Below are 18,701 nucleotides of genomic sequence, written 5' to 3' on the forward strand. Positions count from 1 at the left end.
ATACGACCGAGGCTTGCGAGAAACCGTGATGGAGTTGACGAGTGATGACCAAAGACCAGGCAGTCGCGGCCGCGGCCCGCTATCTGAAGGCGCTGGCCTGTCCGGACCGCGCCGACCCCGTGATCACGCTGCCGGACCTCGCCGAGGAATTCCCCTACGGATGGACCGTCCGTTTCGACTGCGGTCTCAGTACCGTTCAGCGGTCGGCGATGCCTGGTGGCACCACCCACTCGGTGGGTTGGCCGGTGAGGGAGGCGATCATCTCGAAGTCGCCGTCGTAGTGGAGTACGGTCAGCCCGTTCAGCTCCGCTGTGGCGGCGATGAGAAGGTCGGGGAGTGACAGTGCCCGGTGGATGCCTGCGTTGAGAGCGTGGCGCTGGACCTCCAGGGCGTGTTTCGAAAGTCCCGTCTGGCCCGCGACAGCCAGGTGCTGATTCGCGTTGCCGGACGGTGGTGGGGCCTGCCCCTGTAGAACCGGGTGATGCCGGTCGCGGCCTGCTGGCGCATCAACCTGACGTTGCGGCAGCTCGCGCCGCCGTCTGGGGTGTCCGGCCGGCGGCCGACCGGATCATTGACCAGACCGCGCGGCGGAGAACTGACCGAGTGGCAGGCCGGGCACAACCGCGAGCACGAACAGGTCCGCGTCGAGCATGTCTTCACCCGCATGAAGACCTGGAAGATCCTTCGCCACTGCCGTCTCAAGGGCGACGGCGTCCACCATGCGATGCTCGGCATCGCGCGACTCCACAACCTGAGCCAAGCCGCGTAGTGGGACGGCCGGTGGCCGGCCGGCCCTGTCCAGACCCCTCAAAGATCAATTACGGGACGGACCGGGACTTTCCGCCGCGTGAGCAGGGAAGGCCCCCACAGCGCTGAAAGTGACGGACGCGCTGGTCAGGGCCCACCCTTCTAGCACTCGATGATGTTCACCGCGAGTCCGCCGCGGGCGGTCTCCTTGTACTTGACCGACATGTCGGCGCCGGTGTCCTTCATGGTCTTGATGACCTTGTCGAGGGACACCTTGTGGGAGCCGTCGCCGCGCAGGGCCATGCGGGCGGCGGTGACGGCCTTCACGGCGGCCATGCCGTTGCGTTCGATGCAGGGGATCTGGACCAGGCCGCCGACCGGGTCGCAGGTCAGGCCGAGGTTGTGCTCCATGCCGATCTCGGCGGCGTTCTCCACCTGCTCCGGCGTGCCGCCCATCACCTCCGCCAGCGCCCCGGCGGCCATGGAGCAGGCGGAGCCGACCTCGCCCTGGCAGCCGACCTCGGCGCCGGAGATGGAGGCGTTCTCCTTGAACAGCATGCCGATCGCGCCCGCGGCGAGCAGGAAGCGGACCACGCCGTCCTCGTCGGCGCCGGGGATGAAGTCGATGTAGTAGTGCAGGACGGCGGGGATGATGCCGGCCGCGCCGTTGGTGGGGGCGGTCACCACCCGGCCGCCGGCCGCGTTCTCCTCGTTGACCGCCATCGCGTACAGGGTGATCCACTCCATGGCGTGCGCCAGCGGGTCGCCCTCCGCGCGCAGCTGGCGGGCCGAGACCGCGGCCCGGCGGCGGACCTTCAGACCGCCGGGCAGGATCCCCTCACGGGTCATGCCGCGCCGGACGCACTCGCGCATCACCCGCCAGATCTCCAGCAGACCCGCACGGATCTCCTCCTCGGTGCGCCAGGCCCGCTCGTTCTCCAGCATGAGGGAGGAGATCGACAGGCCCGTCTCCTTCGTGAGGCGCAGCAGCTCGTCGCCGGTGCGGAAGGGGTACTTCAGCACGGTGTCGTCGAGCTTGATGCGGTCCGCGCCGACCGCGTCCTCGTCCACGACGAAGCCGCCGCCGACCGAGTAGTACGTCTTCGACAGCAGCTCCGTCCCGGCGGCGTCGTACGCCCAGACCGTCATGCCGTTGGCGTGGTAGGGCAGGGCCTTGCGGCGGTGCAGGACCAGATCGTCGTCGAAGGAGAAGGGGATCTCGTGCTCACCGAGGAGGTTCAGGCGGCCCGCCGCCTTGATGTCCTCCACCCGCTCGTCCGCCGTCTCCACGTCCACCGTGCGCGGCGAGGCGCCCTCCAGGCCGAGCAGGACCGCCTTGGGGGTGCCGTGGCCGTGCCCGGTGGCGCCGAGCGAGCCGTACAGCTCGCAGCGCACGGACCCGACGGAGGCCAGCAGGCCTTCGTTGCGCAGTCGGCGCGCGAACATCCGCGCCGCGCGCATCGGGCCGACCGTGTGGGAGCTGGACGGGCCGATGCCGATCGAGAACAGGTCGAAGACCGAGATGGCCACGGTCACTCCTCAAGACAGCAGAAACGCACAAACAGGGGGTGGTGGGGCACCCTCACGGGTGCCCCACCGGCGAGTCACTTGTTCAGAGACGGGTACAGCGGGTGCTTGTCGGCCAGGGCCTTCACCCGGGCCCCCAGCGCCTCGGCGTCGTAGGACGGCTTCAGAGCCTCGGCGATCACGTCGGCGACCTCGGCGAAGTCCTCGGCCGTGAAGCCTCGGGTCGCCAGGGCCGGCGTACCGATCCTGAGGCCCGAGGTGACCATGGGCGGACGGGGGTCGTTCGGCACCGCGTTGCGGTTGACCGTGATCCCGACCTCGTGGAGGCGGTCCTCGGCCTGCCGGCCGTCCAGCTCCGAGTTCCGCAGGTCCACCAGGACCAGGTGCACATCGGTGCCGCCGGTCAGCACGTCGACGCCGGCCGCCCGGGCGTCGTCCCGCACCAGGCGCTCGGCCAGGATGCGGGCGCCGTCCAGGGTACGACGCTGGCGCTCCTTGAAGTCGTCGCCGGCCGCGACCTTGAAGGCCACCGCCTTGGCGGCGATCACGTGCTCCAGCGGACCGCCCTGCTGACCGGGGAAGACCGCGGAGTTGATCTTCTTGGCCAGCTCGGCGGTGGACAGGATCACACCGCCGCGCGGGCCGCCCAGCGTCTTGTGGGTCGTGGTGGTGACGACATGGGCGTGCGGCACCGGGTTGGGGTGCAGGCCCGCCGCGACCAGGCCGGCGAAGTGCGCCATGTCGACCATCAGGTAGGCGCCCACCTCGTCCGCGATCCGGCGGAAGGCGGCGAAGTCCAGCTGGCGCGGGTAGGCCGACCAGCCGGCCACGATCAGCTTCGGCCGGGACTCCTTCGCCAGTCGCTCCACCTCGGCCATGTCGACCAGGCCGTCGTCGCCCACGTGGTAGGCGACGACGTCGTAGAGCTTGCCGGAGAAGTTGATCTTCATGCCGTGGGTCAGGTGCCCGCCGTGCGCGAGGTTCAGACCCATGATCGTGTCGCCGGGCTGGAGCAGCGCGAACATTGCGGCCGCGTTCGCCTGGGCACCGGAGTGCGGCTGCACGTTGGCGTGCTCGGCGCCGAACAGGGCCTTGATGCGGTCGATGGCGATCTGCTCGACCACGTCGACGTGCTCGCAGCCGCCGTAGTAGCGGCGGCCCGGGTAGCCCTCGGCGTACTTGTTGGTCAGGACCGAGCCCTGGGCCTCCATGACGGCGACCGGGGCGAAGTTCTCCGAGGCGATCATCTCCAGCGTGGACTGCTGGCGGTGCAGCTCGGCGTCGACCGCGGCGGCCACCTCCGGGTCGAGCTCGTGCAGGGGCGTGTTCAGAACAGTCATGTGCTTGTGTCCGCTCCTCAGCCGGCGGTCTCGGCGGCGTACTCGTCGGCGGAGAGCAGGTCGGCCGGCTCCTCCGTGACACGCACCTTGAACAGCCAGCCGCCCTCGAAGGGCGCGGAGTTCACCAGCGACGGGTCGTTCACCACGTCCTCGTTGACCTCGGTGACCTCACCGCTGACCGGGGAGTACAGGTCGGAGACCGACTTGGTCGACTCCAGCTCGCCGCAGGTCTCGCCCGCGGTCACCGTGGTGCCGGCCTCCGGCAGGTCGGCGTAGACGACATCGCCGAGCGCGTTGGCCGCGAACTCCGTGATGCCGACCGTCGCGACGCCGTCCTCGGCGGGCGACAGCCACTCGTGCTCCTTGCTGTAGCGCAGCTGCTGGGGGTTGCTCATGGCCTGAATTCTCCTGTACGCGGGGGACTGCTGGTGACTGAGGACTGCTGAAAACGCTGGTGAGCAGGGTGATGTGCCGGGCGTCACACGCGCGGGCACGACACGCGGGCACATGGCGTCCGGGCACCCGGTGCCGCACGGGTGCCGCCGGCGCCCTGCCGGACCAGTCTTACTTCTGCCGCTTGTAGAAGGGCAGCGCCACGACCTCGTACGGTTCGTGCCTGCCCCTGATGTCCACGCCGACGCCCGGCGTGCCCGGCGCGGCGTGCGCGGCGTCGACGTACGCCATGGCGACCGGCTTGCCCAGGGTGGGGGAGGGGGCGCCGGAGGTGACCTCGCCGATCAACTCTCCGCCCGCCACGACGGGGTACCCGGCGCGCGGCACGCGACGGCCGTCGGCGACCAGGCCGACGAGCACCCGGGGCGGCTGGGAGGCGGCGCGCTCGGCGGCGGCCAGCAGCGCCTCGCGGCCCACGAAGTCGCCTTCCTTGTCGAACTTGACCACCCGGCCGAGCCCGGCGTCGAACGGGGTGAGCCCGGTCGTCAGCTCGTGCCCGTACAGCGGCATGCCGGCCTCCAGGCGCAGCGTGTCGCGGCAGGACAGCCCGCACGGCACCAGCCCGGCGTCCGCTCCGGCGTCGGTCAGCGCCTGCCACAGCTTCTCGGCGTCGGCCGGCGCGACGAACAGCTCGAAGCCGTCCTCGCCGGTGTAGCCGGTGCGCGCGATCAGCGCGGGCACCCCGGCGACCGTGCCGGGCAGGCCGGCGTAGTACTTCAGGCCGTCCAGGTCGGCGTCGGTGAGGGACGCGAGGATGCCGGGGGACTCGGGTCCCTGCACGGCGATCAGGGCGTAGTTGTCCCGGTCGTCGCGGACCTCGGCGTCGAAACCGGCCGCCCGCTCGGTGAGCGCGTCCAGCACGACCTGGGCGTTGGAGGCGTTGGCGACCACCATGTACTCGGCCTCGGCCAGCCGGTAGACGATCAGGTCGTCCAGGATGCCGCCGTCCTCGCGGCAGATCATGGTGTACCGGGCCCAGCCCACGCCGACGGAGGCGATGTTGCCGACCAGGGCGTGGTTCAGCAGGGCGGCGGCCTGCGGTCCGGTGACGGTGATCTCGCCCATGTGGGAGAGGTCGAAGAGCCCGGCCCGGGTGCGCACGGCGATGTGCTCGTCACGCTCGGAGCCGTAGCGCAGCGGCATGTCCCAGCCGGCGAAGTCGGTCATCGTCGCACCGAGCGCGCGGTGCACCGCGTCGAGCGCGGTATGGCGGAGCGGACGGGGTGCGGAACTGCTCATCGGGCGTGTCTCCCAGGCGGTGGGGGTCCCCCCGCGCGAGTGAGGCCGAGCGTGGGGAGGGCGAGGACGGATCGGTGTCCTCCCCATCTGTCATCGGAACCTGAGAGGTTCGCCATGACCGCCGTAGGACGGATGATCACGGCTTGCACCTTGGGTGGAGCCACTGCGGCAGCGGCCCGCTTTTCAGATGTGCCTCGCCCGCGCGGTAACGGGGCCTGAGAGATTCAAGGGAGGGACTTGCTCCTTCGGCGCCCCAGCGAGACGGCTGCTGGGAACTCTCCCGCGCGGATTCAAGCGGCCTGTATGCAGTTGGCGCGCACATCATTGCACGCCGGGCCGGATCACGTCAGGCCGCATCTGTGACCGACCCGTGGCAGAACGCGCACGAAATCACCGGACCCTGGGCATTACCTTCTCTTTACACTCGACGGGGAACCGTCACCACCCAGGGGAGGACGATGACGGTGAACAGGACCGCGCCGGCGTACGCCACGACCCGGGCCCTCGCCCTGCCCGGCCGGCCCGGGGCCCGGAGGCCGCTCGCCCCGGCCCGCGAGCACGGCGGTCGCCCCGTGCCCGTGGTGCGCGACCTGCGCGAGCGGGCCGGCCGCGGCCCGCACGCGCTGCTCTTCGGCCCGCACGACCTGGCCGTGGTCACCGGCCTGCCCGGCAGCGGCAAGTCGACCCTGATGCGGCGTGCGGTGCGCGGCCCGAGGATCGACTCCCAGGACACCCGCGACCGCTGGGACGCCCGCCTTTCGCCCCGCCTGCCCTACGTGCTCTACCGCCCCCTGGTCCGCCTCGCCCACTACGCCGCGCTGCGCCGCGCGCTGCGCTCCGGAGAGGGGCTCGTGGTCCACGACTGCGGCACGCAGAGCTGGGTCCGCGGCTGGCTGGCCCGCGCCGCCCGCCGCCGCGGCGGCACGCTCCACCTCATCCTGCTGGACGTCACCCCCGAGACCGCCGTGGACGGCATGCGCCGGCGCGGCCGCGGTGTCTCCCGCTACGCCTTCCTGCGCCACCGCAGGGCCGCGGCCCGCCTCCTGCGCGCCGTGGAGCGGGGTGAGCTGCCGGGGGGCTGCGGCTCGGCCGTCCTGCTGGACCGCGAGGCGGCGGCCGCGCTGCGCCGGATCGGCTTCACCGGCCCGTCCCGCACCGGCACCCGATAGCCTTTCGGTCACAACAGCGGTTCCCAGCAGGTGGTAGGCGAATGGACATTCCGGCGGACTTCTCCGGGGGCTACCCCGCGGACTTTCCGGCACAGGCGCATCCCCAGCCGCACGGCGGATGGCCCGGCAACGAGCTGGAGGAAGTGCTCTCGGCCTCCCTCGGCATCCCTTCGGCCGGCGGCCGGATCATCGAGGTGCTGGGCCGCAGCTTCCTTTGGGTTCCGCTGCCCAGCGGCGGTGGCCCGCACAGCGGTCCGCTCGACCTGCCCACCCTGGAGATCGACGGCCAGGCCTATGTCCCGGTCTTCAGTTCCGAGGAGCAGCTCCGCCAGGTCGCCGGCCCTCACATGCCCTACGTCATCGCGCCCGCCGTCGAGTTCGCGCGCGGGCTGCCGCCGCAGGCCGGCATCGCGCTGAACCCGGAGGGCGTGGTCGGCATCCCGCTGCCACCGCCGGCCGTGGCCGAACTGTGCCGGGCCGGGCGCACCGAACTGGACGGCCCCGGCGGCGGCCGCGTCCGTCTGTTCGAACCCGACTGGCAGGACGACCCGGTGGACTTCCTGGCCTCCGCCTCCGCCGAGTTCGCCGAGACGGGCGTGGTCCTCGCGGCCCGCCGCTGCCTGGCCGCCATAGAGACGGCCGACCCGGTGATGTTCATAGGCGTCGAGCTCTCCCAGTGGGACGGCGACCTGCGCGCCCGTCCCCTGGAGGCCCTGGGCCGGGCCCTCGCCGAGGTCCCCGTCCAGTGGCCCGTCAACCTGGTCCTGCTGGACGTGACGGACGACCCGGTGGCGGGCTGGCTGAGGGAGAAGGTCCGGCCGTTCTACCAGTACGGCCACTGAAGATCCTCCAGGGCGGCGGGACGGCGCCGGCATGCGGCCGGGCCGCGGAGCGCGACAGGCCGTGACCTCCCCGCACCCGCGGGACGACACCACGCACCGGGCTCGCGGGCGGGCTCTAAGCTGGACCCACGGCTCGGTCGAAACGTTGCTTGTACGAAGGGGCGGTAAAAAGTGAGCGCGAGCGGCACGGCCGCGGCCGGGCACGTGGAGCAGACGCTGCGCCAGGTGACGCCCGGACGCTACGACGCCTACGAGGCGCTGCTGCGCGCCCTCGCGACCCCGACCTCCGGCCAGGTCTGGATGCTGCTCTGGCACGGCCAGGCGGGTTCCCCCGACGCCCAGTACGGCCACATGGACGTCGAGGGCCACGGCTACGCGCCCTGTGTCACCTCCGCGCAGGAGCTGTCGGCCAGCGGCTGGAACCGGTCGTACGAGGTGGTGGACGCCCTCGACGTCGCCCGCGTCCTGTACCCCGACCGCTACGGCCTGTGGCTGAACCCGCACGCCCCGGGCGGCGGCGTCGGCATCCCCTGGCTGGATCTGCGCCGCATCGCCACCGGCCTCGACCGCCAGCCCGCCGGACCGCTCAGACTGTCCGAACCGGCCATCGAGATCCCTCACTTCTACGCCCTGCTGACGCAGAACGCCCACCGGACCCCGGCGGTCCGCTCGCTGCGGCGCGCCTGGGTGCAGCCCGCGCTCGGGGCGCCGTACCTCGCCGTCGGCCTGGACGTGTACGACACCTCCCCGCCCGCCGTCGACTCGGTGCGGGCGATGATGCGGCAGTCCGTCGGCGCGGTCCCCGACGGGCTGCCGGTGTCGACCGTGGCGATGTCCGACGAGTTCGACCCGGTGGCGATGTGGCTGCGCGCCAACGCCCGCCCGTTCTACGACCGCGAGGCCCACGCCGCCCCGGCGGTCCAGAACCCGCCGGGCGGCTACGGCTACCCGCCGGCCGGGGGCGGATACTGATCCGGAAGTACCGGTTCCGCTGACCTCGACCGGCTCCTCGATCGGGTCGCGGAAAGGACTTCTGCGCGCGTAGATGGGGGCGGAAGGTCCGGTTCTGACACGGAAAGGCCTAACTGGCCCATGTCCGACCCCCGTTACCCACTGTCCGGATAACGGAACCCTTCTGCCTGCATCACGTTTACGCATCCATTCACCGTCAAGTCTGGCAACAGATCGCCAATGCGTTGAAGACTCCCGCACCAAGGGGGCTTCGCCCCTGTGTACGACGGACTGATGATGCCGCTACAGCGGCAAGTGCGGGCCGGCTACCGCCGGTTGAGAGGGGTCCCTGCCTAATGACGGCACCATTGCACGAGCCGACCGCGGAAGCGGCCCCCAGCGCGGCCGACGAAGCGGCGGTTGCCACCGCGGGCGTGAAGGCCGTCCAGGGCCGCTCCCTGGGACGGATCGCCTGGGAGCGCCTGAAGCGGGACAAACTCGCACTGACGGGTGGCGTCGTCGTGCTCGTCCTCATCGCGATCGCGCTGCTCGCACCGGTGATCGCCAATCTCGTCGGGCAGGACCCGGACGCCTATCACGAGAACCTGATCGACCCGCTGTTCGGCACCCCCAGGGGGTCGCTGGGCGGCATCAGCGGTGACCACCTGCTGGGCGTCGAGCCGGTCAACGGCCGCGACATCTTCGCCCGCATCGTCTACGGCGCACGCGTCTCGCTCCTGGTCGGCTTCCTGTCCGCCATGGTCGCCGTCATCCTCGGCACGGTCCTGGGCATCCTGGCCGGCTTCTTCGGCGGCTGGGTCGACTCGGTCATCAGCCGTGTGATGGACGGCCTGCTGGCCTTCCCGCAGCTGCTGTTCACCATCGCCCTGGTCTCCGTGATGCCGAGCAACATGCTGGGGCTGACCGGTTCCAGCGTGCGGGTCTTCGTGATGATCCTGGTCATCGGCTTCTTCGGCTGGCCCTACATCGGACGTGTGGTGCGCGGCCAGACGCTCTCGATGCGCGAGCGCGAGTACGTCGAGGCCGCCCGATCACTGGGCGCCGGGCGGTTCTACATCCTGTTCAAGGAGCTGCTGCCCAACCTGGTCGCGCCGATCATCGTCTACACGACGATGATGATCCCCACCAACATCCTCACCGAGGCGGCACTGAGCTTCCTGGGCGTGGGCGTCAAGCCGCCCACGTCGTCCTGGGGGCAGATGCTCTCGAGCGCGATCGACTACTACGACTCGGACCCCATGTACATGGTGGTCCCGGGTGTGGCGATCTTCATCACCGTTCTTGCCTTCAACCTCTTCGGCGACGGCGTGCGGGACGCGCTCGACCCGAAGGGCGCCCGCTGATGCGCCAACCCCAAGCGTCCCGTGGCACCAACACGGGGTCTCTCATCAAATCCGGAGGATCCGAGATCGTGACTACCCAACGCACCTCAGGGCGGCGCAAGCAGGCGTTGGCCGCCGCTGCTGCGGTCGCCGCACTGCTGACCACGGCGGCGTGCGGCGGCGGCAGCGACGACAAGGGCGGGTCGAAGACCGGCGCCGCCGGCTACGACGCCGCGAACAACAAGGTCGCCCAGGCCTCGCTGGTCAAGAAGGGCGGCACGCTGAAGTTCGGTGGTGCCCAGGACGCCGACTCGTGGGACACCACGCGCGGCTACTACGGCTTCATGTGGAACTTCGCCCGCTACTACAGCCGCCAGCTGGTCACGGGCAAGACGGAGCCGGGCAAGGCCGGCGCCCAGCTCACCCCGGACCTCGCCGACGGCCTGGCCAAGGTCACGGACAACGGCAAGACCTACACGTACCACCTGCGTGACGGCATCACGTGGGAGGACGGCAAGCCGATCACGTCCAAGGACATCAAGTACGGCATCGAGCGCGTCTGGGCGCAGGACGTGCTGTCCGGCGGTCCGACCTACCTCAAGGACTTCCTGGACCCCAAGGGCGAGTACAAGGGCCCGTACAAGGACAAGTCCGCGGACCACCTGGGCCTGAAGGCCATCGACACGCCGGACGACAAGACGATCGTCTTCCACCTGCCGAAGGCCAACTCGGACTTCGAGGAGGTGCTGGGCCTGGTCTCGGCCTCCCCGGTCCGCCAGGACATGGACACCAAGTCCAAGTACGGCCTGCACCCCTTCTCCTCCGGCCCGTACAAGTTCCAGTCGTACAGCCCGGGCAAGAGCCTGACCCTGGTGCGCAACACCAACTGGAAGCAGGCCTCGGACCCGATCCGCAAGGCGTACCCGGACAAGATCACCGTTCAGTTCTTCTCGGACGCCAACCAGCTCGACCAGCGTCTGCTCAACGGTGACCTGGACCTGGACATCAACCAGACCGGCATGTCGCCCCAGGGCCGTACCACCGCCCTGAAGCAGCACAAGGCCAACCTGGACAACCCGGTCTCCGGCTACATCCGGTACGCGGTCTTCCCGCAGAGCGTGAAGCCGTTCGACAACATCGAGTGCCGCAAGGCCGTCATCCTCGGCGCCGACCACGTCTCGCTGCAGACCGCCCGAGGCGGCCCCGTCGCCGGTGGTGACATCGGCACCAACATGCTCCCGCCGTCCGTCCCGGGCGCCGAGGGCCAGCAGTACGACCCGTACGGCATCTCCGGCGCGAACAAGAACGGCAACGTCGCCGAGGCCAAGAAGGCGCTGAAGGCCTGCGGTCACCCCAACGGCTTCTCCACCACCATCGCGGTGCGCAACAACAAGCCGGTCGAGGTCGCCACGGCCCAGTCGATGCAGGCGTCGCTGAAGAAGATCGGCATCAACGCGCAGATCGACCAGTACGACGGCTCGCAGACCACCGGCATCATCGGCAGCCCTTCGAACGTGAAGAAGAAGGGCTACGGCATCATCATCATGGGCTGGGGTCCGGACTTCCCGACCGTCCAGGGCTTCGGTCTGCCGCTGTGGGACAGCAAGTACATCCTGCCGAGCGGTAACAACAACTACGCCCTGATCAAGGACAAGGCGCTGGACGGCCTCTTCGACCAGTACGTCACCACGCTGGACGACGCCGGCAAGACCAAGATCGCGACCGAGATCAACCACAAGGTCATGGAGGGCGCGTACTACCTGCCCTTCACCTTCGAGAAGTTCATCAACTGGCGCTCGGACAACCTGGCGAACGTCTACACGACCGACAACTACAGCGGTATGTACGACTTCGTCAACCTCGGCCTGAAGAACCCGAAGTAAACCCGGCACACCCGCCGTACGGCACGAAAGGCAGGTGAAGGCCGGCGCGGCGTGGTCGCGGGCCACCCGGGGAGCCCCCCACGGTCCACAAGACAGTGGAGGGAGACCGCAGGTGGCCCGCGGTCCCGCGGCGGGCCGTAAGCTGTGCTCGCTTACCTCATCAGGCGGCTCTTCGCCGCCGCAGTGATGCTCGTGGTCATCGTCATGGTGGTCTTCGGCATCTTCTTCCTCGTCCCCAAGTGGGCGGGCGTCGACATCGCCCTGAGCTTCGTCGGCAAGCAGGCAGACCCGGCCGCCGTCGAGGGGGTCCGGCAGAAACTGGGCCTGGCCGAACCGATCTACTGGCAGGTGTGGGAGTTCTTCAAGGGCATCTTCGCGGGCCGCACCTACTCGGGCGGCGGCGACGTCACCCACTGCGCCGCGCCCTGCTTCGGCTACTCCTTCAAGAGCGAGCAGGCCGTCTGGCCGGTGCTCACCGACCGCTTCCCGGTGACCCTGGGACTCGCGCTCGGCGCCGCCGTGCTGTGGTTGATCTTCGGTGTCGCCGCCGGTGTGCTCTCCGCGCTCAAGCGGGGCAGCATCTGGGACCGCGGCGCGATGGTCGTCGCCCTGGCGGGTGTCTCCCTCCCCATCTACTTCACCGGCCTGCTCAGCCTGGCGATCTTCGCTTTCGGACTGCACTGGCTCGACGCGCAGTACGTGCCCCTCTCCCAGAGCGTCGGCGGCTGGTTCGGCGGCATGATCCTGCCCTGGATCACCCTGGCCTTCCTGTACGCGGCGATGTACGCCCGGATCACCCGCGCCACCATGCTGGAGATCCTCGGTGAGGACTACATCCGCACGGCACGCGCGAAGGGCCTCAAGGAGCAGACGGTCATCGGCAAGCACGCCATGCGCTCCACGATGACCCCCCTCCTGACCATGCTCGGCATGGATCTCGGCGCGCTCATCGGCGGCGCCATCCTGACCGAGTCCACGTTCAACCTGCCCGGTCTCGGCCGCGCCGTGCTCGACGCCATCAGGAACCAGGACCTGCCCATCATCCTCGGCGTCACCCTGATCACCTCCCTCGCGGTGCTCATCGCCAACCTCGTGGTGGACGTCCTGTACGCCGTGATCGACCCCCGAGTGAGGCTGGCATGACCGAACTCAGCAAGACCGGAGCGGCCGTGGGCGAGCCCAGCACCGCCTCGCCCGCCCCCACTGCCTTCCTGGAAGTGCGCGACCTGAAGGTGCACTTCCCGACCGACGACGGCCTGGTCAAGTCCGTCGACGGACTCAGCTTCCAGCTGGAGAAGGGCAAGACCCTCGGCATCGTGGGCGAGTCCGGCTCCGGCAAGTCGGTGACCTCGCTCGGCATCATGGGCCTGCACACCGCCGGCCAGTACGGCAAGCGCAAGGCGCAGATCTCCGGCGAGATCTGGCTGGACGGCACCGAACTGCTGTCCGCCGACCCCGACCACGTGCGCAAGCTGCGCGGCCGGGAGATGGCGATGATCTTCCAGGACCCGCTGTCCGCGCTGCACCCCTACTACACGATCGGCGCGCAGATCGTCGAGGCGTACCGCATCCACCACAAGGTCGACAAGAAGACCGCCCGCAGGCGGGCGATCGAGATGCTCGACCGGGTGGGCATCCCGCAGCCGGACAAGCGCGTGGACAGCTACCCGCACGAGTTCTCCGGCGGTATGCGCCAGCGCGCGATGATCGCGATGTCGCTGGTCAACAACCCCGAGCTGCTCATCGCGGACGAGCCGACCACCGCCCTGGACGTCACCGTCCAGGCGCAGATCCTCGACCTCATCCGGGACCTGCAGAAGGAGTTCGGCTCCGCGGTCATCGTCATCACCCACGACCTCGGCGTCGTCGCCGAACTCGCCGACGACATCCTGGTGATGTACGGCGGCCGGTGCGTCGAGCGCGGCCCGGCGGACAAGGTGTTCTACGAGCCCCGCCACCCCTACACCTGGGGTCTGCTCGGCTCGATGCCGCGCCTGGACCGCGAGCAGCAGGACCGGCTCATCCCGGTCAAGGGATCGCCGCCCTCCCTGATCAACGTCCCGTCCGGCTGCGCCTTCAACCCGCGCTGCCCGTACGCCGACGTCCCGAAGGACAACGTCACCCGCACGGTGCGCCCCGAGCTGACCGAGGTCGGCAGCCAGCACTGGGCCGCCTGCCACATGTCGCAGGAGCAGCGGGAGCGGATCTGGACCGAAGAGATTGCGCCGAAGCTGTGAGTGAGAACGCAGAGGACAAGGCAGTGAGCATCCCTGCCCAGAGCGACGGCGCCGAGGCCGAGGCGGCCGGCACGGCCACCCTCACCAAGGAGGTCGCGCCCGGCGAGGTCCTGCTGAAGGTCACCGGGCTGCAGAAGCACTTCCCGATCAAGAAGGGCCTGCTCCAGCGCCAGGTCGGCGCCGTGCGCGCCGTGGACGGCCTTGACTTCGAGGTGCGCTCCGGCGAGACCCTCGGCGTCGTGGGCGAGTCCGGCTGCGGCAAGTCGACGATGGGCCGGCTGATCACCCGGCTGCTCGAACCCACGGGCGGGCAGATCGAGTTCGAGGGCAAGGACATCACGCACCTCGGTGTGAGCGGCATGCGCCCCATGCGCCGCGATGTGCAGATGATCTTCCAGGACCCGTACTCGTCGCTGAACCCGCGCCACACCATCGGCACGATCGTCGGCGCTCCCTTCAAGCTCCAGGGCGTCGAGCCCGAGGGCGGCATCAAGAAGGAAGTGCAGCGGCTGCTGTCGGTGGTCGGCCTCAACCCCGAGCACTACAACCGCTATCCGCACGAGTTCTCCGGCGGCCAGCGCCAGCGCATCGGCATCGCGCGCGCGCTCGCGCTCAAGCCGAAGCTGGTGGTGGCGGACGAGCCGGTCTCGGCGCTGGACGTGTCGATCCAGGCGCAGGTCGTCAACCTGCTCGACGACCTCCAGCAGGAGCTGGGCCTGACGTACGTGATCATCGCGCACGACCTGTCGGTCGTCCGGCACGTCTCGGACCGGATCGCGGTGATGTACCTCGGCAAGATCGTCGAGCTGGCCGACCGGGACTCGCTGTACAAGGCGCCGATGCACCCGTACACCAAGGCGCTGATGTCGGCCGTCCCGATCCCGGACCCCAGGCGGAAGAACGCCAAGAGCGAGCGCATCCTGCTCAAGGGCGACGTTCCCTCGCCGATCTCCCCGCCGAGCGGCTGCCGCTTCCACACCCGGTGCTGGAAGGCGACGGAGATCTGCCGGACGACCGAGCCGGCGCTGAAGGAGCTGAGGCCGGGTCAGCGGGTGGCCTGCCACCACCCGGAGAACTTCGAGGACCAGGCGCCGCAGGACACGGTGCTGCTGACGGCCGCGAAGGAGGCGGCGGAGCTGGTCTCCGAGGAGGCCCTGGCCGAGTCGGCAGAGACCTCGGCGGCGGTCGCGGCGGCCGCCGGCGAGGTCGCGGAGGCGGAGTCGGAGGCCGGCACACCGTCCTCCGACGACACGGAGGAGCCTGCCGAGGCTTCGGCGGAGCCGGAGTCGGGCGCGGAGTCGGAGTCCGAGACGGCATCGGAGCCGGAGTCGGGCGCGGAGCCGGAGTCCGAGACGGCATCGGAGCCGGAGTCGGGCGCGGAGCCGGAGTCCGAGACGGGCTCGGAAGCGGAGGCGGACGCCGACGCCGAGACGGCCGCCCCCGAAGCATCGAGCAGCGCCAGTGACAGCAGTGGCGACAGCGACAACGACAGTCAGGAGTCAAGCGACGACTGACGCATGACGGCTTGGCAAAGTCATGCACATGACCAGACGGGAGAGTGCAGAGTCGTCCCTGTCCGTGCGATCCGCTGATCGACGCACGCGCGAAGGGATGACTCATGGCACTCTCCCGTTCGGCACGTCTGGCGGCCGTCACCACCGCGGCGGCCTCCTTCCTCGCCATCGCCGCCTCCTCGGCCCCCACCCACGGCGCCCCGGGCATCGGCGACTCCTACTTCCCGCAAGCGGGCAACGGCGGCTTCGACGCCCGCCACTACGCCCTCGACATCGCGTACGACCCGGACACCGACCGCCTCGACGGCCGTACCACGCTCACCGCCCGCGCCACCGAGAACCTGTCCTCCTTCGACCTGGACCTGCAGCAGCTCCAGGTCACCCGCGTCGAAGTCAACGGCAGACGCGCCGGGTTCACCCGGGACGGAGACGAGGTGCGCATCACCCCGCGCGGGGTCCTGCCCAGGAACCGCACCTTCACCGTCACCGTGACCTACGGCGGCGTACCCGAGCCGCTCGGCGGACCCATCGTCTTCGGCTCCGAGTACGGCTGGATGAAGACCCCGGACGGCGTCTTCGTCGCCTGTGAGCCCAACGCCGCCTCCACCTGGTTCCCCTCCAGCGACCACCCCTCCGACAAGGCCACCTACGACATCCGGATCAAGGCCCCCAAGGGCCTGACCGCCGTCTCCAACGGCCGGCTGGTGTCGACGTACGACCGGGGCGGCTCGACGTACACCCACTGGCGCGAGGACCGGCCCATGGCCACCTACCTCGCCACCGCCACCATCGGGAAGTTCGACGTGCGCACCGGGCGGACACCCTCTGGCATCCCGGTCTACGTCGCCATCGACCCGACGCTGAAGAACAGCAACAGCGTCGACGTCTACGCCGTCACGGCCGCCGCCACCGACTACTGGTCGCAGGTCTTCGGGCCGTACCCGTTCGAGGAGACCGGCGCGATCGTCGACGACATGCCCGAGGCCGGGTTCTCGCTGGAGGTGCAGTCCAAGCCCGCCTACTCGGCCGTCCGCAACGAGTCGACGATCGTGCACGAGCTGGCCCACCAGTGGTTCGGCGACTCGGTGTCGGTGGAGCGCTGGAAGGACATCTGGCTCAACGAGGGCTTCGCCACCTACGCCCAGTGGCTGTGGGCCGAGCACCAGGGCACCCGCTCGGCGCACGACTCGTTCCTGGCCGCCTACGACGCCCGCCCGGCCGACAGCTCCTTCTGGCAGGTCGAGGTCGCCGGCCCGCAGCGCGACACCATGTTCGCCTCCGCCGTCTACCAGCGCGGCGCCATGGCGCTCCAGGCGCTGCGCGAACGCATCGGCGACCGGGCCTTCTTCAGGCTGCTGCCCGCCTGGACGACGCTGCACCGCTACGGCAACGCGAAGACCGCCGACTTCGTCCGCCTCGCCGAGCAGGTCTCCGGGCAGCATCTGGACGATCTCTTCCAGAAGTGGCTCTACACGACCGGCAAACCCGCCCTGTAAGCCGGACCGTCCTTGCATTGCAAGGCCCGCACCGCGCCCTGAGTAAGAATGTGGGGTGCTTCAACAACTGTTCAGCCCCTCCGTCCAGCACACGGTCGACCTGGTCGGCATCTTCGTGTTCGCCATCTCCGGCGCGCTGCTGGCCGTCCGCAAGAACTTCGACGTGTTCGGCATCGGCGTGCTCGCCGAGGTCACCGCGCTGGGCGGGGGGCTGTTCCGCGATGTCATGATCGGGGCCGTGCCCCCGGCCGCCTTCACCGACCTCGGGTACTTCCTCACCCCGCTGCTCGCCACGGTCGTGGTCTTCTTCCTGCACCCGCACGTGGAGCGCATCCAGGCGGCGGTCCTGGTCTTCGACGCGGCCGGCCTCGGCCTGTTCTGCGTCTCCGGCACGACCAAGGCGTACGACTACGGGCTGGGCCTCACCGCGTCGGCGACCCTCGGCATGGCCACCGCCGTGGGCGGCGGAGTGCTGCGGGACGTGCTCGCCAACGAGGTGCCCTCGCTGCTGCGCTGGGACCGCGACCTCTACGCGGTCCCGGCGATCGTCGGCGCCACCATGGTGGTGCTGTGCATCCGCTACGACGCGCTGACCCCGCTCACCACCGGGCTGGCCGTCGTCACCGCCTTCGTGCTCCGCCTGCTCGCGATGCGGTACCACTGGCGAGCTCCGCGGGCCTGGAACCGGCGCTCGACGGTCCGGGAGGAGTAGCGGACTTCGCGGGGCCCTCGCCACGGTGCCGGCCCAGCTCCATGGTCAGCCAGCGGAACACCGTCGGCACCTGCGGCCGCCACAGCCCCATGGTGTGCCCGCCCGCGCTGCGCGGCAGGAAGACCACATGGACGGTGGTCGGGGGCTTCGCCACCTGCTCCAGGGCCACTCCGGCCTCGTAGCCGTCGCCGGCCTCGCCGGACATGTAGAGCGCGATCCGGGGCGGGGTGCGGTACTTGCGGAGCAGGACGTAGGGGTTGTTCGCCCGGCGCAGCTCGATGTTCTGCGCGGCCAGCGAGGCGCGCTCGCCGATCGGGTCGTTGTAGCCGGACAGGCTCACCGCGGCCCGGTAGCGGTCCGGGTGGGCGACGGCCAGCTTGGCCGCGCAGTGCGCGCCGGCCGAGTAGCCGGCGGCCGCCCAGCCGTCGGGCGCGGCCTCGGCGCGGAAGTGGTCCGTGATCATCTTCGGCACGTCGATGCTCAGCCAGCTGTCCGCGTTGACGGTGCCCGGTATGTTGGCGCAGCCCGTGTCCGTCTTGGCGATCAGGTTGGTGCGCGGGGACACCAGGATGAAGGGGGCGACCTGACCGCTCCTCATCAGCGGCTCCAGCTGCTCGTGCACCTTCATCGACCCGAACCAGGCCTTCGCGGAGCCCGGATAGCCGGACAGCAGCTCGACCACCGGGAACTTCCTGTTCCGGTAGGCGGGCTCGTCGTACTGCGGTGGCAGCCAGACGTAGACCTCGGCGTTCACCCCCGAGACCCGCCCCTTGAGCTGGGTGACCTTGACCCCGCCGGCCGCGTGCATCCCGGGTCCGTCGGCCTGGGTGAAGCTCTGGTGGACCTTGGGCAGCCTGCGGTAGGCGATGCCTCCGGTGCCGTCGGCGCCCAGGTCGGCGGCCTTCTGTACATGGTTGCCGGTGCCGAGCAGGTCCGCCCAGTTGTCGTACAGGTTGTTGGCGTTGTTCACCAGCACGAACACCAGGGTGACGGCGGTGGCCTGGGTGAACAGCAGCATCAGTGCGCGCAGCGCGGTGCGCAGCGCCCTGGGGCCCCTCAGCCGCGTCCACAGGACGAACGGCAGGACGAGGGCGACCACGGCCAGCGCGACGGTGGTGTACAGGAACGGAGTCCCGGTGAGGCTCATGTCCGGATAGAGGGGAATCCGGGGCCGCGCGTCACGGACGAGTGCGGACACTTACCAAGAAATTGCCGAAGACTCGCGCGAGGGCGCCGGGGACCGTCCGG

General features: G+C 70.0%; 16 protein-coding genes, 2 pseudogenes and 1 riboswitch. Of the genes and pseudogenes, 12 read left to right on the forward strand and 6 right to left on the reverse strand.

Features of this window, described 5'->3' with window-relative positions; genetic code table 11:
- The first annotated feature begins 44 nt into the window (after positions 1-44).
- Positions 45-281 carry a hypothetical protein gene (locus tag R2S09_RS13370; RefSeq protein ID WP_316741140.1) on the forward strand — a complete coding sequence of 79 codons (237 nt, stop codon included), beginning with the start codon at positions 45-47 and terminating at the stop codon, positions 279-281.
- Here the strand turns inward: R2S09_RS13370 and R2S09_RS13375 are convergent.
- Positions 197-444 (reverse strand): annotated as a pseudogene (locus R2S09_RS13375) (PIN domain-containing protein); the annotation flags it as partial. The gene R2S09_RS13370 and the pseudogene R2S09_RS13375 overlap by 85 nt on opposite strands.
- 133 nt (positions 445-577) lie before the next feature.
- Here R2S09_RS13375 and R2S09_RS40555 point away from each other — a divergent pair.
- Positions 578-769 (forward strand): annotated as a pseudogene (locus tag R2S09_RS40555) (IS5/IS1182 family transposase); the annotation flags it as partial.
- A 140-nt stretch (positions 770-909) separates the two neighbouring features.
- On the opposite strand, the gene R2S09_RS13385 reads toward R2S09_RS40555, so the two are convergent.
- The 4 genes from R2S09_RS13385 to gcvT form a co-directional block, all read right to left on the reverse strand.
- Complete coding sequence (locus R2S09_RS13385; RefSeq protein WP_306188141.1) at positions 910-2,277, reverse strand: L-serine ammonia-lyase; 1,368 nt, start codon at positions 2,275-2,277, stop codon at positions 910-912.
- A gap of 74 nt (positions 2,278-2,351) precedes the next feature.
- Positions 2,352-3,614: a serine hydroxymethyltransferase gene (glyA, locus tag R2S09_RS13390; protein ID WP_306188142.1), complete on the reverse strand. Its 1,263-nt coding sequence runs from the start codon at positions 3,612-3,614 to the stop codon at positions 2,352-2,354.
- Between the two features lie 17 nt (positions 3,615-3,631).
- The gene (gene gcvH, locus R2S09_RS13395) at positions 3,632-4,009 is read right to left on the reverse strand and encodes a glycine cleavage system protein GcvH (RefSeq protein WP_306188144.1); all 378 of its coding nucleotides are present in this window, start codon (positions 4,007-4,009) and stop codon (positions 3,632-3,634) included.
- A 169-nt stretch (positions 4,010-4,178) separates the two neighbouring features.
- On the reverse strand, positions 4,179-5,306 hold the full coding sequence (gcvT, locus tag R2S09_RS13400; RefSeq protein WP_316741143.1) for a glycine cleavage system aminomethyltransferase GcvT: 1,128 nt from the start codon (positions 5,304-5,306) through the stop codon (positions 4,179-4,181).
- 193 nt (positions 5,307-5,499) lie between these two features.
- Positions 5,500-5,599, reverse strand: a riboswitch (glycine riboswitch).
- A gap of 165 nt (positions 5,600-5,764) precedes the next feature.
- On the opposite strand from gcvT, the gene R2S09_RS13405 reads away from it, so the two are divergent.
- From R2S09_RS13405 to R2S09_RS13450, 10 genes are all read left to right on the forward strand, one after another.
- Positions 5,765-6,475: an AAA family ATPase gene (locus R2S09_RS13405; RefSeq protein WP_316741145.1), complete on the forward strand. Its 711-nt coding sequence runs from the start codon at positions 5,765-5,767 to the stop codon at positions 6,473-6,475.
- A gap of 41 nt (positions 6,476-6,516) precedes the next feature.
- Positions 6,517-7,317, forward strand: coding sequence for an enhanced serine sensitivity protein SseB (locus R2S09_RS13410; protein ID WP_316741146.1), 801 nt, complete (start codon positions 6,517-6,519; stop codon positions 7,315-7,317).
- A gap of 171 nt (positions 7,318-7,488) precedes the next feature.
- Positions 7,489-8,289, forward strand: coding sequence for an enhanced serine sensitivity protein SseB C-terminal domain-containing protein (locus R2S09_RS13415; RefSeq protein WP_316741148.1), 801 nt, complete (start codon positions 7,489-7,491; stop codon positions 8,287-8,289).
- A 335-nt stretch (positions 8,290-8,624) separates the two neighbouring features.
- Positions 8,625-9,632: an ABC transporter permease gene (locus tag R2S09_RS13420; protein ID WP_306188152.1), complete on the forward strand. Its 1,008-nt coding sequence runs from the start codon at positions 8,625-8,627 to the stop codon at positions 9,630-9,632.
- Between the two features lie 68 nt (positions 9,633-9,700).
- Complete coding sequence (locus R2S09_RS13425; protein ID WP_316741150.1) at positions 9,701-11,494, forward strand: ABC transporter substrate-binding protein; 1,794 nt, start codon at positions 9,701-9,703, stop codon at positions 11,492-11,494.
- A 144-nt stretch (positions 11,495-11,638) separates the two neighbouring features.
- Positions 11,639-12,637, forward strand: coding sequence for an ABC transporter permease (locus tag R2S09_RS13430; RefSeq protein WP_306188155.1), 999 nt, complete (start codon positions 11,639-11,641; stop codon positions 12,635-12,637).
- Positions 12,634-13,731 carry an ABC transporter ATP-binding protein gene (locus R2S09_RS13435; protein WP_316741151.1) on the forward strand — a complete coding sequence of 366 codons (1,098 nt, stop codon included), beginning with the start codon at positions 12,634-12,636 and terminating at the stop codon, positions 13,729-13,731. The genes R2S09_RS13430 and R2S09_RS13435 overlap by 4 nt, the downstream gene beginning before the upstream one ends.
- Before the next feature lie 23 nt (positions 13,732-13,754).
- Complete coding sequence (locus R2S09_RS13440; RefSeq protein ID WP_316741153.1) at positions 13,755-15,245, forward strand: dipeptide ABC transporter ATP-binding protein; 1,491 nt, start codon at positions 13,755-13,757, stop codon at positions 15,243-15,245.
- Positions 15,246-15,349: 104 nt separating this feature from the next.
- Entirely contained in the window at positions 15,350-16,741 is a 1,392-nt protein-coding gene (locus R2S09_RS13445; RefSeq protein WP_316741155.1) for a M1 family metallopeptidase, read from the forward strand.
- A 55-nt stretch (positions 16,742-16,796) separates the two neighbouring features.
- Positions 16,797-17,453 carry a trimeric intracellular cation channel family protein gene (locus tag R2S09_RS13450; protein WP_316741157.1) on the forward strand — a complete coding sequence of 219 codons (657 nt, stop codon included), beginning with the start codon at positions 16,797-16,799 and terminating at the stop codon, positions 17,451-17,453.
- Here R2S09_RS13450 and R2S09_RS13455 read toward each other — a convergent pair.
- Positions 17,362-18,600 carry an alpha/beta hydrolase-fold protein gene (locus R2S09_RS13455; protein ID WP_316741158.1) on the reverse strand — a complete coding sequence of 413 codons (1,239 nt, stop codon included), beginning with the start codon at positions 18,598-18,600 and terminating at the stop codon, positions 17,362-17,364. The two genes, R2S09_RS13450 and R2S09_RS13455, sit on opposite strands and share 92 nt — an antisense overlap.
- Between the last annotated feature and the right edge of the window lie 101 nt (positions 18,601-18,701).

This window comes from Streptomyces sp. MK7 (assembly GCF_032658145.1).
Taxonomy (GTDB): Bacteria; Actinomycetota; Actinomycetes; order Streptomycetales; family Streptomycetaceae; genus Streptomyces; species Streptomyces spiralis.

Excerpts from the sequence above, each read along its gene's own strand:
- R2S09_RS13370 (WP_316741140.1), top strand. The coding sequence starts at position 45 with ATGACCAAAGACCAGGCAGTCGCGGCCGCGGCCCGCTATCTGAAGGCG.
- glyA (WP_306188142.1), bottom strand. The coding sequence starts at position 3,614 with ATGACTGTTCTGAACACGCCCCTGCACGAGCTCGACCCGGAGGTGGCC.
- gcvH (WP_306188144.1), bottom strand. The coding sequence starts at position 4,009 with ATGAGCAACCCCCAGCAGCTGCGCTACAGCAAGGAGCACGAGTGGCTG.
- gcvT (WP_316741143.1), bottom strand. The coding sequence starts at position 5,306 with ATGAGCAGTTCCGCACCCCGTCCGCTCCGCCATACCGCGCTCGACGCG.
- R2S09_RS13405 (WP_316741145.1), top strand. The coding sequence starts at position 5,765 with ATGACGGTGAACAGGACCGCGCCGGCGTACGCCACGACCCGGGCCCTC.
- R2S09_RS13410 (WP_316741146.1), top strand. The coding sequence starts at position 6,517 with ATGGACATTCCGGCGGACTTCTCCGGGGGCTACCCCGCGGACTTTCCG.
- R2S09_RS13420 (WP_306188152.1), top strand. The coding sequence starts at position 8,625 with ATGACGGCACCATTGCACGAGCCGACCGCGGAAGCGGCCCCCAGCGCG.
- R2S09_RS13435 (WP_316741151.1), top strand. The coding sequence starts at position 12,634 with ATGACCGAACTCAGCAAGACCGGAGCGGCCGTGGGCGAGCCCAGCACC.
- R2S09_RS13445 (WP_316741155.1), top strand. The coding sequence starts at position 15,350 with ATGGCACTCTCCCGTTCGGCACGTCTGGCGGCCGTCACCACCGCGGCG.
- R2S09_RS13455 (WP_316741158.1), bottom strand. The coding sequence starts at position 18,600 with ATGAGCCTCACCGGGACTCCGTTCCTGTACACCACCGTCGCGCTGGCC.